Here is a 15173-nt window from a genome sequence, read left to right on the forward strand (position 1 = left end):
CCATCGCCCGCAGCTGTCCGCGCCCCCGAAGGGCCGTGACTGGGTGGACGATCCTGGTCCGGATCACCCTCACCAGAAGGAAACACCTCACACGGAGGCGTCTTCAACCCCAGCCAGACCCGCCAGCGTGACCGGCACTCCAGGCCGAGCAATGAGGACTCGGACCCGGCACAGTACCGGCACCACGTCCATGGCGACCAGCACCACCAAAGCACCACCCTCGCCCGAACGCGCCCTAGTGCGCGGACGAGCACCACCACCGCCCGAACGCGCCACCGTGCGCGGGCGAGCCGGATCCTGTCCGGGCGCGATAGCGCGCGGGCAACGCCCGGCCGCCAGGACCAAGGTCCCGGGCAAGAGGCACACACCAGGAGGCGACACCACCACCCGCCGCCCACCAGGGCTCCACCAGGGCTCTACCAGGGCAGGACGGCCCGACCATTCCCACAGTCGAGGAAGGCAACAGCACCCTCCCCGGTGGGAACGGCGCGACCAGGTCAAGGCCCTCGTGTCGAAGCGAAGCGAAGCGACGCGACCGACACCGATCGACCACAGCAGCAGCACGAGAGGAGGTGACACGACATGACGAACACGATCCTGCCCATGAACCGGCGCAACGACCGCCACCGCGACTACGACAGCGAACCGGCCTCCAGGACCGCCAGCCACACCCCACCGGTCATCGCCACACCTCGCCACAGCACCAGGCAGCCATCGCGATGCCCCGCGACGACGACGCCACCCGACCACCGCAACAGCATCCGGCCGTACTCAGCGCGTCCGGACGATAGGGACGGTCTACCCGACCCCGGGAGCCCACCCACCACCTCATCGCCGCCGACCCGAACCCGGACCGGATCACCCGCACGAACCCGGACCGAGTCACCCGCGCGAACCTGGACCGGATCACCCGCGCTAACCCGGGAACGGAACCGCAGATACCGTCCAGCCGCTCCCGTCGCCGCAAGCCTGAACCCGGGCCGAACACCGGCCCCGCTTCGGCAGCGCGCCCCGGGACAGCACCTGCCTCCTCGTCGCTGATCGCTTGGAGCCCAAGCCAAAACGAGCCCGAGCAATCACCCCGTCCGGTCATGCCTATTCGCTTGGATCTGCAGTTCAGTCACGATGGTCGGGAAGTGGGAGCGACCGTCAGCCCCGGCAACGAGCTTTCACACCGCCGGTCTCGCAGTATGGGTTCCTCGAATCGGCGGGCAGTGGGACGAGGAGGACGGTCTGGAGGATCGTCTACGAGTCACCGTGGACCGGCGCCCCCTCGTCCCGCATCAACGCCCTATTCGGAGCTGAACGCCGCGTCGAAGGAGGCCGCGGGCTTGTCGAAGTTCAGGTTCCGCACGTACTCGAGGGCTTCGGGGGCGCCGCGGAGGCGGTCCATGCCCGCGTCCTCCCACTCGATCGAGATCGGGCCCGCGTAGCCGATGCTGTTGAGCACGCGGAAGCAGTCCTCCCAGGGCACGTCGCCGTGGCCGGTGGACACGAAGTCCCAGCCGCGCCGCGGGTCGCCCCAGGCCAGGTGCGAGCCGAGGCGGCCGTTGCGGCCGTCGAGGCGCTTCCTGGTGTCCTTGCAGTCCACGTGGTAGATCCGCTCGCGGAAGTCCCACAGGAATGCGGCCGGGTCTATGTCCTGCCACACCATGTGGCTCGGGTCCCAGTTGAGCCCGAACGCGGTCCGGTGCCCGACCGCCTCGAGCGCGCGGTGGGTCGACCAGTAGTCGTAGGCGATCTCGGAGGGGTGCACCTCGTGTGCGAAGCGGACGCCCGCCTCGTCGAACACGTCCAGGATCGGGTTCCAGCGGTCCGCGAAGTCGTCGTAGCCGGCCTCGATCACCGCATCCGAGACGGGCGGGAACATCGCCACGTACTTCCAGATCGCGGAGCCGGTGAAGCCCACGACCGTGTCGACGCCGAGCTTCGCGGCGGCCCTCGCGGTCGCCTTCATCTCCTCGGCCGCGCGCTTGCGGACCCCTTCGGGCTCGCCGTCGCCCCACACGCGGGAGGGGAGGATCGCCTTGTGCCGCTCGTCGATCGGGTCGTCGCAGACCGCCTGGCCCACCAGGTGGTTGGAGATCGTCCACAGCCCCAGGCCGTGGGATTCGAGGATGGCCTTGCGCTCGGCCACGTAGTCGTCGTCCTCGGCGGCCCGCACCACGTCGAGGTGGTCGCCCCAGCAGGCCACTTCGAGCCCGTCGTAGCCCCAGCCCGCGGCGAGGCGGCACACCTCCTCGAAGGGCAGGTCGGCCCACTGGCCGGTGAACAGCGTGATCGGTCTAGGCATCGGTGAGACTCCTCAGATAGTTCAGTCCGTCGACGGCGAGGGCGTCTTGGGTCGGCGCGAGCGGCCGCCAAATGGAAGCGGCCGTCGCGATAGTGGCATTGTGCGCGGTGAACGACTCGATGACAAGTGGTCCGGCATACCCGGCCAGGTCGAGCGCGTGCAGGATCTCAGCCCATGGGAGGTGGTCGCTGCCCGGCGAGCCGCGGTCGTTACCGCTCACCTGGACGTGCCCGATGCGGTCCCCGGCACGCACGATCGCCGCCGGGATGTCGGTCTCCTCGATGTTCATGTGGTAGACGTCAAGGGCCAGTGCGGTGCCGGGCAGTCCGTCCAATGCCTCCAGTGCCTGGTCGACGGTGTTGACCAGACTGGTCTCGTAGCGGTTCAGCGGCTCCACCGCCACGGTGACCCCGCGCTCGGCCGCGTAGTCGGCGACCGGCTTGAGATGTTCGCGCAGTTCGCGGTAGGCGGCGGGCCGGTCCGCGAGGCGCCAGGTGCGCCCGACCGAGGCGTACGCGGGGCCCGCGATCACCTTGGAGCCCACCGCGACCGCGGCGTCGACCACGCGGCGCAGATACTCCTGGGTCTCGGCGACGACGGCCCGCGGGGCGTCCACGAGCTCGCGGCCCGGGCCCATCACGAGGACCACCGTCGCGTCGAGCCCGAGTCCTTTGAGGAGTGCGTCGGCCCGCTGCGGGTCCCAGTCGCCGGGCGACTCGACCGGGAGCTCGATCACGTCGAACCCCCAGTCGCGCACGCGCACGGCGAGCCGGGCCAGGGCCTCGTCATCGAGCGGCGAGGCCCAGACCCAGGTGTTGACGCCGATCCTTCGGGTCAACGGTCGCGCCAGGCGTCGGGGAAGCCCGGCAGGTCCTCGCCGCCGAACTTCGCGTAGTGCAGTGAAGGCATGTCGGCGTTCCGTTCCAGGTACTCGTCGCGGTCGGCTTCGGTGATCGGCTCCTGCGGGAGCACCCACTCGGCCGGCACCTGCTCGCCATTCAAGATCATTGTCGCAGCGAGCACCGGGGTGCGCCACTGGAAGTTCGAGTACACCGGGGCGATCGCGGTCATCCCGGTCTCCTCCCACTTGCGCATGAACGAGAGCTCGTCCTCGCCGGCCATGACCGGGTACGGCTTCCCGGCGTCCTCGAACGCCTCGATCGCGGCCACCGCGCCGTCGCCGGCGTCCATCCAGATGCCGTCCACGTCGCCGCGCTGCAGGTACTGGCTGACGATGTTCTTGATCTCGGCCGCGTCGCCGCCGGTGAACTCGTTGCCGAGCACCTCCAGCTCGGAGTCGCCGAAGATCTGCTGCGCCGCCGCCCAGCGGTGCTCGAGCACGTCCACACCCGGGAGAATGCGCAGCGCCAGCACCGTCGAGCCCGGCTCGAGGTTCTCGACCAGGAACTCGGCGGCGTCCGCGCCGTAGGCGTAGCCGCCGATCGGGTGGATGAACGTGGTCGCGCAGTCGGTGTTCACGCCGCGGTCGAACACGATCACCGGAATGCCCGAGGCGCAAGCGGTCTCGACGGCGGGCGTCAGGGTCGCGGTCGTCGAGGGCGAGACGATGAGCGCGTCGCACTCGCCGGAGTCGACGAACGCCTGGATGTCGGAGATCTGCTGGTCGTCGTCGTCACCTGCGTCCGAGGTGCGGAACTCGCCGATCGCGCCCGCCTCCTGGAGGACCTTCACCTGCTCCTGCATGGTGATCCAGCCGGTCACACGCCACGGGTTGGAGACCGAGGCGTTCGAGAAGCACACGGTGGCGTCCCCGCCTTCGCGCTTGAACTCGGTCGTGTCGACCCATTCGGGCTCGATCGCCTGCAGCCAAGGCGTGTTCGGGTCGCCTTCGGGCGCGATGTCGCGCTGGGCGAGCTGCTCGTCGTACTCGGCCTGGACGAACCACTCGCCGGAGTCGGCCGCGGGGGCCGACTCGTCGGTGGCGGCGTCGTCGGCCGGTGTGTCGGTGGTGCAGCCGGTCGCGAGGAGCAGCCCGAGGGCGGCCGCTGCGGCGAAGGCTAGGCGTGTCGTCTGCATGATGCGGACCTTCTTTTCATGAGGGACTGGCGGTAGTGGTTTGCAAGGCGGGTCGGGTCCGCCGGAGGGCGGCGTAGGCCACGGCGGCGATGATGATGACGCCCTGCACGGCGGGCCGGAGCGTCGCGGGCAGCGCCATCTGGTTGAAGAGCGTGAACAGGGCTTCGATCGCGAGCGCCCCGGCCATGGCGGCGAGCGCCGTGCCGCGGCCGCCGCCGAGCGCGACGCCGCCGAGGACCACGGCGGTGATCACGGTGAACTCCAGGCCCTCGCCGACCTGGGCGCTCACCCCGGCGAACCCTCCGATGAGGATGCCGGCGACGGTCGCCGAGACGCCGGAGAGGACGAATGCGGCGGTGCGGGCGGCGTCGACGCGGGCGCCGGAGAGGTTCGCGGCGAGCTCGTTGTCGCCCGAGGCCATGAGGATGCGGCCGAACCTGGTGCGCATCAGCAGGATCGCGCCCGCGCCGAGGGCGAGCATGATGAGCAGCGCCCACGGGATCTGGCCCACCAGCGGCACATCGGTGATGCCGAGCCGCCCGGGCGTGCGGAACGCCTCCGAGAGGCTGCCGGTGGGGGCGCCGCCGGTCCAGAGCCGGATCGCGCCGTACAGGACCAGGAGCATCCCGAGCGTCGTGATGAACGACTGGACTTTGAGGACGGTGGTGATGAGCCCGTTCACCAGGCCCACACCGATGCCGAAGGCCAGCATCACGAGCATGACGGGGACCGTGCGGGACTCCTCGCCGTCGATGAGCCGCGCGGCGATCACCACCTGCGCGCCCACCAGGGCGCCCACGGAGAGGTCGAAGTTCCCCGAGACGATCACGAAGTACTGCCCGGCCGCGAGGATCACCAGCGGCGCGGCCTGCTTCAGGAACGCCATGAGCGAGGGGCCCTCGAAGAACCCCGGGTTCAGTGCGAGGATCCAGGCGAAGATCAGCACGAGCAGGAGGAACACCGTGCCGGTGCCGCCGCCTATGAGGGCGGCGCCGAGCCTGCGGGCGCGGGTCATGACTGCCTCCCTTGGGCTTGGGCGAAGCGGGGTCTGCGGGCGGTGCGGTCGAGCTGGCGTCGGGCGTACAGGGCGACGGCGGCGATGATCACGGCGCCGCGCAGCACGTCCTTCGCGAACGGGTCGATCTGCATCACGTTGAACACGGTGTCGAGCACGGCCAGGATCGCCACGCCCGCAACGGTTCCCGCCACGCCGCCCTTGCCGCCGAGGAGGAGCGTGCCGCCGAGTACGACAGCGGCGATCGCGTCCAGCTCGTACAGGTTCGTGTAGGCCTCGGCCGAGCCGGTGCCGAACCGGGCCGCGAGCAGCAGCCCGGCGAGCCCCGCGCACATGGCGCACAGGACGTGGGCGGTGAGCAGCACGCGGGTGGTGCGGATGCCCGACATGCGGGCGACTTCGACGTCCCCGCCCACGGCATACATGTGGTGGCCGGTGCGGGTGGACCGGAGGTACCAGACCGCCGCGGCGGCCACCGCGAGCATCACCAGCGCCGAGACCGGGATGAACGCGATCCGCGTGTACCCGAACTGCTGGAACACCGCCGGCACGTCCCCGGCCGGGCCCTTGTACTGGGTGTCCAGGTAGCCCTTGAGGATCAGGCCCGTGCCGAGGGTGGCGATGAACGGGTTCACCTTGAGGAAGGCCACGATCGCGCCGTTCGCGGCCCCGATGAGGCCCGAGACCAGCAGTACCAGGGCGACCGCCAGCGGGATGTTCGCGGCTTGTCCGTCCATCGTGGTCGCGGCGACGAGGCTCGAGAGCGCCGCGACGTACCCGACCGAGAGGTCCAGGGACCGGCACAGGATCACCAGGGTCATCCCAATGGCGAGGAACCCGGTGAGGCTGGTGCGGGTGAGCATGTCGACGAGGTTCGCGGTCCCGAAGAGGTTCCCGCCGTCCATCGCGACGGCGACGGCGCCGAGCACGAGGACGCCCGCGAGCGCGAGGTAGATCAGGGCGGTGGTGCCGAGGCGGCGAGGGGTCAGGGCGGTCATTCCGGTTCGCTCCCTTCAAGACCGGGCCGGCCGCGGCGGCCGGTCGCGTACGCCATGACCTCCTGCTCGGTCGCGCCGCCGGGCAGCTCCCCGGCGATGCGGCCGTCGTGGAGGACCGCGATCCGGTCGGCGAGGCCGATGACCTCGATGAGTTCGGAGGCGATGAGCAGCACCGCGAGGCCTTCGGCCGCGAGGGAGCGGATCACGGAGTACAGCTTGTGCTTGGCGCCCACGTCGATCCCGCGCGTCGGCTCGTCGAGCACGATCACGCCCGGCTCGGCCGCGAGCCACTTGGCGACCACCACTTTCTGCTGGTTGCCGCCCGAGAGGAACTGGACCTCCTGGTCGTCGCCGCGGGCGACGAGGTCGAGGCTGGAGAGGATTCCTTCGATGCGGGCCAGGCGCTGCCGGGAGTGGACCCGGGCGTTCGCGTCGAGCACCATGCGCGCGTTGGCCTTCACCGACTGGTGCAGTGCGAGTCCCTGGGCCTTGCGGTCCTCGGTGACGAGCGCGATCCCGGCGGCGATGGCCTTGCGGGGGCGGGAGATCCGCACCGGTCGGCCGTCGACTGCGACCGAACCACGGGTGAACGGGGTGATGCCGAAGACCGCCTCGGCGATCTCGGTGCGGCCCGAGCCCTGGAGACCGGCCAGGCCCACGATCTCGCCCGCGCGCACTTCGAGGTCGATGCCGTCCACATAGTCGTTGCCGCCGCCGTCGATCCGCAGCCGGACCTCGCCTGTCTCAGTGCCGGGCAGCCGCGGCGGGAACTGGGCCTCGATGCGGCGGCCGACCATGCGGGTCACGAGTTCGTCGGGGGTGATGTCGGCGGTCGCGACGCTGTCGACGAGGCGGCCGTCCTTGAGGATGGTGATCCGGTCGCACAGGTCGAAGATCTCGCGGAGCCGGTGGGAGACGTAGAGAACCGCGACCCCGCGCTCGCGCAGGCGGGCCACGAGCCGGTACAGCAGCGCGACCTCCGCGTCGGCCAGGGCGGCGGTCGGCTCGTCCATGCAGATGAGGTCCGCGCCCTGGGAGAGGGCCTTCGCGATCTCGGTGATCTGCTGGTGGGCGACCGAGAGGGTGCCGACCTTGGCGGTCGGGGCGAGGTCCTCCACGCCGAGGTCGGCGAGGGCCGCTGCGGTGGCCTCGTTCATGGCCTTGCGGTCGATGCCGCCGCGGCGTCGCGGTTCGTGTCCGAGGTGGACGTTCTCGGCGACGGTGAGCTCGGGCAGGAGGTTGAACTCCTGGAAGACCGAGGCGACCCCGGCCTTCTGGGCGGCGGCCGGGTGGGTGAAGGAGACGGCGCGGCCGTCCAGCTCGATGGTGCCGGCGTCGGCGGTGTGGACGCCCGCGAGGATCTTCATCAGGGTGGACTTGCCGGCGCCGTTCTCCCCCACCAGGGCGTGGACCTCGCCCCGGCTCACGGTGAGGTCCACTGCGGAGAGCACTTGGACGCCGAGGAACGCTTTGCCGATGCCGCGCATGGCCAGGAGTGCGGTCATTCCGGCACCTCCGCCCAGTCGCGGGTGCGGCCCGAGGCGAAGACGGCCTCGGCGATGCGCGCGGCGCGCAGGCCGTCGGCGAACGTCGGCAGGCCGTCGGGGGCCTGGCCGTCGATCGCGGCGCGGGTGTCGGCCACGAAGGCGTCGAAGCAGTCCTGGTAGCCCTGGGCGTGACCGGCCGGGACGCGGGCCAGGCGGGCGGCGTCGGGGTGCAGGTGCTCGGGGTCGCGCATGAGGATCGCGTTCTGGTCGCGCCCGCCGAGCCAGAGCGTCTCGGGCTGCTCCTGGTCGAAGGCGATCGTGGCCTCGGTGCCGGAGATCTCCAGCAGGAGCCGGTTCTTGCGGCCGGCCGAGACCTGGCTGATCACGGTCGAGCCGACCATGCCGCCGGCGGTCGCGAACTGGAGCGTCACGATGTCCTCAGTGGCGACGTCCCGGCCCGAGCGCCGGCGGTTGGCGGTGGCGAGCTGGGCGTTGACGGCGGCGATGCGGTCGCCCGAGACGAACTCGAGGAGGTCGCACCAGTGGGAGCCGATGTCGCCGAAGGCCCGCAGCGCGCCGCCCTTCTCGGCGTCCACCCGCCAGTTGTCGTCGCCGGGGCGCAGGAGCCAGTCCTGGAGGTAGGAGCCGTGCGCGAGGGTGAGGCGCCCGATCCGTCCACTCGCGACGCGGGCGCGGGCCTCGCGGACCATCGGGTGGAAGCGGTAGACGAACGGCACGGTGGCGACCACGCCCGCGGCCTGCGCGGCCTCGGTCATCGCGCGGGCGGTCTCGGCGTCGGTGGCGAGGGGCTTCTCGCAGACGACGTGCTTGCCGGCCGCGATGGCGGCCAAGGCGATCGGGGCGTGGAGGTGGTTGGGGACGCAGACGTGCACGACGTTCGCGGCGTCGAGCGCCGCGTCGAGGTCGTCGAACACGGTCTCGGCGCGCAGGTCCGCGGCGGCCTCGCGGGCCCGCTCCGGCGTGGACCCGGCGATCCCGGCGAGCGAGCCACCGGCCACGGCGATGGCGCGGGCGTGGACGCGCCCCATGAAGCCGGTGCCGATGACGGCCGCGCGGTAGTCCTGCCGGGTGATCGTGACGTGAGCCATATGACGACCGTAGGACGGACTTATGACAGAGCACAAGCAAAAGTTGTCGGTGTTATGAAACAGTTACGTCATGTCTCCGTACAAACCCGTGTGGTTCACTAGTCGAGTGACAGATGGTTCACCCGTGCCCCGCCGCCCGGCTCCCAGCGCCGCAGCCGGCGCCGGAGCGCTGCTCCAGCTGCTGCGCGACGGCACCCCGCGAACCCGTTCGGAGCTCTCCGCGCTCACCGGCCTCGCCCGCTCCACGGTCACCGGCCGCGTCGACGCCCTCCTCGCCGCCGGGCTCATCGCCCCCACCGGCGAGACCGCCTCCACCGGCGGCCGGCCCCCCGCCACCTTCGCGTTCAACCCCGCCGCGCGCATCGTCCTCGGCGCCGACCTCGGCGCCACCCACGCCCGCCTCGCCGTCACCGACCTCGCCGGGAACGTCCTCGCCGCCACCACCGCCGACCTCGACATCGCCTTGGGCCCCAAGGCGGTGCTCGACTGGACCGTCGAACACGGCCTCGCGCTCCTCGCCGAGGTCGAGCGCCCCGCATCGGACCTCCTCGGCATCGGGATCGGCCTCCCCGGCCCCGTCGAGCACGACACCGGCCGCGCCGTCAACCCGCCGATCATGCCCGGCTGGGACGGCTTCGACGTCCCCGCGTACGTGAGCGAGCGCATCCCCGTGCCCGTCATGGTCGACAACGACGTGAACATCATGGCCCTCGGCGAGCACTTCACCGCCTGGCCCGAGTACGAGCACCTGCTCTTCATCAAGGCCGCCACCGGCATCGGCTGCGGCATCATCGCCGCCGGCCAGGTCTACCGGGGCGCGCAGGGAGCCGCCGGCGACATGGGGCACATCCGCGTCGCCGGCGCCGACGACGTGCACTGCCGCTGCGGCAACACCGGCTGCCTCGAAGCCGTCGCCAGCGGCGCCGCCATCGCCCGGAACCTCACCGCGCAGGGCATCGAGGCGGGCGGCTCGCTCGACGTCGTCGAGCTCGCCCGCGCCGGCTCCGTCCCGGCCCTGCGCCTCGTCCGCCAGGCCGGCCGGGACATCGGCGAGGTCCTCGCCGGGGCCGTCAACTTCTTCAACCCGTCGATCATCGTCATCGGCGGCTCCCTCGCGCTGGCAGGCGACCACCTCATCGCGGGCGTCCGCGAGGTCATCTACCAGCGCTCACTCCCCCTGGCCACCAGGCACCTGCGCATCGCGGCCGCCCGCACCGGCGAGAGCAGCGGCGCGATCGGCGCGGGGGTCATGGTGATCGAGCACGCGCTCGACCCCGCCCGACTCGACGCCATCACAGAAATCAAGACGAACGGATGATCATGCAGCGCAACACTCTCGGCCAGACCGGACTCGAAGTCACCCCGCTGTGCATCGGCACCAGCACGCTCGCCGGGTTCGACTCGGTGTACGGGTACGAAGTGGACGACGAGCGGGCGGTCCAGACGATCCTCGCGGTCTTCGACAGCGAGGTCAACTACCTCGACACCGGCAACAACTACGGCAAGGACGGCCTGTCCGAGCGGCGCATCGGCGAGGCCATCCGCCGCCGCGGCGGTCTGCCCGAAGGCTTCGTCTTGCAGACCAAAGTGGACGCGGACCCGGAGACGGGCGACTACTCCGCCGACCGGGTGCGGCGCTCGCTCGAGGAGAGCCTGGAACGACTCGGCGTCGACCACCTGCCGATCCTCGCCCTCCACGACCCCGAGTTCATGAAGCAGGACGGCTTCGCCCCCGGCGGCGCGCTCGAGGCGCTCGTCGAGATCCGCGAGTCCGGCGTGGCCGACCACCTCGCGGTGGCCTCGGGCGACGTGCAGCTGAGCCAGCGGTACCTCGACACCGGCGAGTTCGACATCGTGCTCAACCACAACCGGTACACGCTGCTCAACCGCGAGGCCGAGGAGCTGTTCACGAAGGCCCGCGCCGGGGGCCTCGGCGTCCTCAACGCCGCCCCGTACGGCGGCGGGATGCTCGCCAAGGGCCCTGCGCAGCAGCCGAAGTACTGCTACGGCGAGCGCGACGAGGCGATCGGCGCGGCCGCGTTCGCGATGGCCGAGGCGTGCGAGCGGGCCGGGGTGCCGCTCATCGCGGCGGCCCTCCAGTTCTCGACCCGCTCGCCGCTGGTCGACTCCACAGTGGTCGGCGTCTCGCGGCCCGAGCGCGCCGCCGAGACCATTGCGCTGCTCGACGTCGAGATCCCCGAATCCCTGTGGGAGGAACTGGAAGCGCTCGCGCCGCAGGCCCGCATCTGAGCCGATGCGGCTCCGGGACCAGGCGGGCGAAGGGCCCAGACCGTACCTTTAGGAGGTACGATCCGGGCCCGTTCGCACCGCCCGCTAGGCGGAGCGGCTCAGTCGCGCGATCACGAGCAGGATCTCCGAGATCGCCACCGGACTGACCGCGTCCCCCTCGGGCAGCACCAGTTCGACGTTCGTGAGGGTCTGCTCGGTGCTGTTGTCGAACCCGTAGCCGGGGTGCACGCCCGGCGTCGAATCGAGGAACACGTAACCGCCCGCGGCGAACTCGCGGAACAGGCCGTAGCCGCCGCCGCGGGCCGCCGGCCCGCCGAACTTCCAGCCCCGGTTGAGCAGGCCGATGAGCGGCCCGCCGCCGGTCGTCGCGCCCTCGAACCGCGCCACGTGCCCGCTCGCGCGGTCCTCCTCGGCCAGTTCGAACACGGGCCGCGCCAACTGGTCGAACGGCTGCAGGATCTCGTAGTCGGCGAACACCGAGGCCCACGCCTCGACCTCGTCGCCGAGGGTGAGCGGGTGCGCCAAGCGCACCACCGCGTCGTCGGGCAGCTCGAACGGCTCGTCCTCGACGTCGGCGAGGGTCCGGTCCTCGGCGAGCCTGAACGCCGTGTCCCCGGCCTGCCACACCAGGCGGCTCGAGAGGTGCCACATGAGCGGGTGGTCGACCAGGAACTCCTGGAACTCCGCCCGCGACCACGTGCGGCTGCCCATGGCGGCTTCGAGGCGCTTCACCTGCTCGGCGGCCGTGGCCTTGAGGTCGCGGCGCAGCGCCGCGAACCGCTCGTACGCCGGCTGCGCGAGCTCCGGGTCGTCCTTCGCGTTCGGCTTCGGCGCGCTCGCCTTGCGCTTGCCCTGGTCGTCCAGCACGTACGGCTTCAGCGCCTCGTCGAACTTGATCGTGAAGGAGCGGGGCCCGTAGTCCAGCACCAGGGAGTCGTCGCCCAGCCCGAAGTCCGGCACGAGCCGGTCCCCGAGCTGGTCGAGGGTGAGCTCCAGCCGCTCGGCGATCACCTGGATCTGCTCGGTCGCGGTCTTCTTGAGCGCCTTGAACTTCGCCTTCTGCGCGATGCCGTGCACGGCGCGCAGGGCCGACTCCGACCCGACCCCGCCCAGCACCTCGAGGCCGCGCACGGCCTTGCGGTTCTGGCTCTGACCCGGCCACTCGCGGATGCGCTCGGTCAGGTGCCGCACCGCGTAGTCGTCGGCGAACCGCTGCAGCTGGTCCATCGCCCACGCGTCCTTCGACGGCGACCCCGCCGAGAGCCACAGCTCGAACAGGCCCCACGAGAACGCCGCGAGCGACTCCGGGTCGCACTCGGCGGCCAGCGAGTCGACGCCCGGGTACGGGCGCTCGGACTCGTCCATCGCCAGGGCGGTCATCAGCGTGCGGACGGCCGCGTCCGGCAGGGCCTCTGCGCGGTCCGCGAGCAGCACCTGCGGGAGGGCTCCGGGGTCGGCCCACTTGCCGGGCTTGGGGATGCGCGGCAGCTGGGGGTCGAACGGGTCGGCGTCGAGCAGCGCCGCGACGGCCGCTGCGGCCTCCTCGCCGTACGTCGCCGCACGTTCGTCCACAACAGACCGATCGAGGTACCGGAGTGCGTCCATGGCGGCCTTGCGGAGCTTGGCGTCCTTGCCCACGGCGTCCGGGATGAGGAACGCGGCGGCGTCGCCCGGGTACGCGTCGAACCAGGAGCGGGCGGCGGCGCGCTCGTTGCGGGAGCGGGAGAGCCAGCCGGCGGCCAGGCGTGCGGCGTCGAGGCTCACGAAGGGCGCCAAGCCCTCTCGGAAGGAGGTCTTGCGCTTGAGCTGCGCCATGATGTGCGCTTTGACCTCGTCGCCGTAGCGGGCGAGGATCGGCCTGAGCGTCTCGATGGTGAGGGACGCCGAAGTGCCGTCCCATTTCGGGAGCAGGGGCTGGGTGCGCTCGTCGGGGGCGTAGGCGATGAGGTGGTTGAACGCCCAGTTGTCGGGGTCCGCGGCGTCCCTCCGGTCCCAGCGGGCGGGGTCGGCCCAGTACTGGGCCGCGTAGCCGGAGATCTTGCGCCACTCCTCCTGCTGGCCTGGGGCCCAGCGGAGTTCGTCCACGTCAGGGGGCGTGAGCGCAAGGGCGGCCCGCTTGGAGGCGGGCTTCGCGTACGGGGTCCACGGGGGCGTGGTGAACACGTCCGGAACGGTCTCGGCGACGGGGTGGCGCCGGCTCACCAGCTCCGCGAGGCGGTCCCGTTCGGCGTCGCCGAGGGCCGCGGCGGCGTCGAGCAGGCCGTTCGCGCGGGCGAACCCGGCGAGGCGGATCTTGGTGGCGGCGTGGGCGCTCGGCGCGATCGCGAGGACCGTCCGCAGGGCGCGGACCGGGAATCGGGCCGCCGCCTGCTTGGCGGCGGCGACCGCGTGCGGGTTCGTGAGGTCGGTGAGCAGGTACGTGAGCGCCGCGGTGGAGGGCAGGCGGCCGATGGCGTCGTAGAGGAGTTCGCGCACTTCGACGCTCGGCCGGTCTTCGCCTTCGATGGTGTTCACGAGCAGGGGGAGCGCGTCGGCCCCGAGCGCGTCGAGGACCAGGGCGATCCGCTCGGGTACGTCGCCGTAGACGCCGAGCGAGGTGGCGCCCGCCAGCTCGGCGTGCTCGAGTGTCGAGGCGATGGCCCAGACCAGGTCGTGGCCGCCGTACCGCCGCCGTCGTGAACCGCTGTGGAGATCGAGGGCTTCGCGCACCCAGTCCTCCCGGTCGGGCATGAGCATCGCCGCGCCGAACTTCTTCGCGTCGGAGGTGCGGTGCGCCGCGACTTCGTCGCACACGGCCGCGTACTCGTCGTCGGGAAGGGCGGCGAGGAGGGACCGCAGCTGGGGAATCCGGTGCAGGTGCTGGTTGATGAGCGAGATCCGGTGCGCGTTGGGCTCCTGGATGCTGACGCGCCCGTACACACCGCCGCTGCGGTTCCAGTAGTACACCTCGTATCCGAGCAGTTCGACGACGGCCCGGCACGCGAAGGCGAGGCCGTGCGTGCCGATCCAGGCGTCCCTGCCGAGGTGCTCGATGTCCCGGTGGGAACCAGGGGCGACCTGGGCGAGCATCGCGAGGGCGAGCGCGGCGCCGAGCGGGTCGGCCTCGCCGGCGATCCCGGCCCGGATCGTCGGCGCGTAGGCGGGGACGTCGAGGGCGTCGATGAGGTGCTCGAGGCGTTCGGCGTTCTCGGCGAAGATCGCCTTCACCCGTTGTGCGGCATCGGGGTCGACGGTGACGGGGCGGGGTGTGCCGCGCCCGCGCCAGTCCAAGGTGAACTCGTGCCACTCGTCGGGGAAGTCCACGCGGTCCTCGTCGAGGGGCGCCGGGATTGAGGGATCAGTTTCAGTCACGCTGAAGAGCATAGGAAACCGGTACGACAACGGCTCCCCGCTCAGGCGAGGGCGGCGTCCAGGAGCACTTCAACGGCGGCGCGGGCCTGCGCGGCGGCTTCGGGGGTGCCCGCGATCGCGGCGGTCGTCTGCGCGCCTTCGGCGAGGATCGCGATCTGCGCGGCGAGCGTCGCATTCCCGCCCGCCTCGCGCACGAGGCCGGCGATGTACCGCTGGAAGGCGTCCTTCTGCTCGCGCACGGTGCGGCTCACGGCGGGGCTGCCGCCGTGCAGTTCGCCGTAGGCGTTGATGAAGGCGCAGCCGTTGAAGTCGGGTTCGCGGAACCAGGCGTCGAGGAAGTCGAAGACGGCGAGGATCTTGCCGCGCGCGGTGTCGGCCCTCGCCGCGCCGGCGGCGATCCCGGCGTTCCACTGGGCGCGGCGGTGCTCGAGCACCGCCGCGACGAGCGCGTCCTTCGACGGGAAGAGGGCGTAGATGCGCTTGAGGGAGACGCCGGCGGCCGCACGGACCGCGTCCATGCCGACCGCTTGGACGCCTTGCGCGTAGAACAGCTGGTCGGCGGCTTCCACCACCTGCGCCCGAGCCGCTGTGTCGTCGATCATAGAAACTCTCCTTGCCATGAGAACGATCGTT

The 15173-nt window shown here is 71.4% G+C and carries 11 protein-coding genes; 2 read left to right on the forward strand and 9 right to left on the reverse strand.

Features of this window, described 5'->3' with window-relative positions; all coding sequences use genetic code 11:
• Positions 1 to 1291 precede the first annotated feature (1291 nt).
• The 7 genes from QWI33_RS11205 to QWI33_RS11235 are packed head-to-tail and all read right to left on the reverse strand — an operon-like array spanning position 1292 to position 8939.
• Positions 1292 to 2293, reverse strand: a complete 1002-nt coding sequence (locus tag QWI33_RS11205) for a sugar phosphate isomerase/epimerase family protein (protein WP_289957211.1) — start codon at positions 2291 to 2293, stop codon at positions 1292 to 1294.
• Entirely contained in the window at positions 2286 to 3131 is an 846-nt protein-coding gene (locus QWI33_RS11210) for a sugar phosphate isomerase/epimerase family protein (protein WP_289957212.1), read from the reverse strand. The genes QWI33_RS11205 and QWI33_RS11210 overlap by 8 nt, the downstream gene beginning before the upstream one ends.
• On the reverse strand, positions 3128 to 4330 hold the full coding sequence (locus QWI33_RS11215; RefSeq protein ID WP_289957213.1) for a substrate-binding domain-containing protein: 1203 nt from the start codon (positions 4328 to 4330) through the stop codon (positions 3128 to 3130). The genes QWI33_RS11210 and QWI33_RS11215 overlap by 4 nt, the downstream gene beginning before the upstream one ends.
• A gap of 16 nt (positions 4331 to 4346) precedes the next feature.
• Positions 4347 to 5345: an ABC transporter permease gene (locus tag QWI33_RS11220; RefSeq protein ID WP_289957214.1), complete on the reverse strand. Its 999-nt coding sequence runs from the start codon at positions 5343 to 5345 to the stop codon at positions 4347 to 4349.
• On the reverse strand, positions 5342 to 6343 hold the full coding sequence (locus tag QWI33_RS11225; protein WP_289957216.1) for an ABC transporter permease: 1002 nt from the start codon (positions 6341 to 6343) through the stop codon (positions 5342 to 5344). The genes QWI33_RS11220 and QWI33_RS11225 overlap by 4 nt, the downstream gene beginning before the upstream one ends.
• Positions 6340 to 7848 (reverse strand): sugar ABC transporter ATP-binding protein, encoded by a 1509-nt coding sequence (locus QWI33_RS11230; RefSeq protein WP_289957217.1) that lies wholly within the window; start codon positions 7846 to 7848, stop codon positions 6340 to 6342. The genes QWI33_RS11225 and QWI33_RS11230 overlap by 4 nt, the downstream gene beginning before the upstream one ends.
• Positions 7845 to 8939 (reverse strand): Gfo/Idh/MocA family protein, encoded by a 1095-nt coding sequence (locus QWI33_RS11235; protein WP_289957219.1) that lies wholly within the window; start codon positions 8937 to 8939, stop codon positions 7845 to 7847. The genes QWI33_RS11230 and QWI33_RS11235 overlap by 4 nt, the downstream gene beginning before the upstream one ends.
• Before the next feature lie 70 nt (positions 8940 to 9009).
• Between QWI33_RS11235 and QWI33_RS11240 the strand changes: the two genes are divergently transcribed.
• Together QWI33_RS11240 and QWI33_RS11245 are read left to right on the forward strand one after the other, a co-directional pair.
• Entirely contained in the window at positions 9010 to 10257 is a 1248-nt protein-coding gene (locus tag QWI33_RS11240) for an ROK family transcriptional regulator (RefSeq protein ID WP_435367572.1), read from the forward strand.
• Between the two features lie 2 nt (positions 10258 to 10259).
• Positions 10260 to 11189: an aldo/keto reductase gene (locus QWI33_RS11245; protein WP_289957222.1), complete on the forward strand. Its 930-nt coding sequence runs from the start codon at positions 10260 to 10262 to the stop codon at positions 11187 to 11189.
• A gap of 84 nt (positions 11190 to 11273) precedes the next feature.
• Here QWI33_RS11245 and QWI33_RS11250 read toward each other — a convergent pair whose 3' ends face one another.
• The gene (locus QWI33_RS11250) at positions 11274 to 14540 is read right to left on the reverse strand and encodes a DUF4132 domain-containing protein (RefSeq protein WP_289957224.1); all 3267 of its coding nucleotides are present in this window, start codon (positions 14538 to 14540) and stop codon (positions 11274 to 11276) included.
• Between the two features lie 41 nt (positions 14541 to 14581).
• Entirely contained in the window at positions 14582 to 15142 is a 561-nt protein-coding gene (locus tag QWI33_RS11255) for a TetR/AcrR family transcriptional regulator (protein WP_289957226.1), read from the reverse strand.
• Positions 15143 to 15173 lie beyond the last annotated feature (31 nt).

This window comes from Glycomyces tritici, assembly GCF_030403505.1.

Bases quoted from the DNA above. Each gene is read 5' to 3' on its own strand.
- QWI33_RS11235 (WP_289957219.1), bottom strand. From the start codon at position 8,939: ATGGCTCACGTCACGATCACCCGGCAGGACTACCGCGCGGCCGTCATC.
- QWI33_RS11220 (WP_289957214.1), bottom strand. From the start codon at position 5,345: ATGACCCGCGCCCGCAGGCTCGGCGCCGCCCTCATAGGCGGCGGCACC.
- QWI33_RS11205 (WP_289957211.1), bottom strand. From the start codon at position 2,293: ATGCCTAGACCGATCACGCTGTTCACCGGCCAGTGGGCCGACCTGCCC.
- QWI33_RS11240 (WP_435367572.1), top strand. From the start codon at position 9,010: ATGTCTCCGTACAAACCCGTGTGGTTCACTAGTCGAGTGACAGATGGT.
- QWI33_RS11245 (WP_289957222.1), top strand. From the start codon at position 10,260: ATGCAGCGCAACACTCTCGGCCAGACCGGACTCGAAGTCACCCCGCTG.
- QWI33_RS11230 (WP_289957217.1), bottom strand. From the start codon at position 7,848: ATGACCGCACTCCTGGCCATGCGCGGCATCGGCAAAGCGTTCCTCGGC.
- QWI33_RS11215 (WP_289957213.1), bottom strand. From the start codon at position 4,330: ATGCAGACGACACGCCTAGCCTTCGCCGCAGCGGCCGCCCTCGGGCTG.
- QWI33_RS11225 (WP_289957216.1), bottom strand. From the start codon at position 6,343: ATGACCGCCCTGACCCCTCGCCGCCTCGGCACCACCGCCCTGATCTAC.
- QWI33_RS11255 (WP_289957226.1), bottom strand. From the start codon at position 15,142: ATGATCGACGACACAGCGGCTCGGGCGCAGGTGGTGGAAGCCGCCGAC.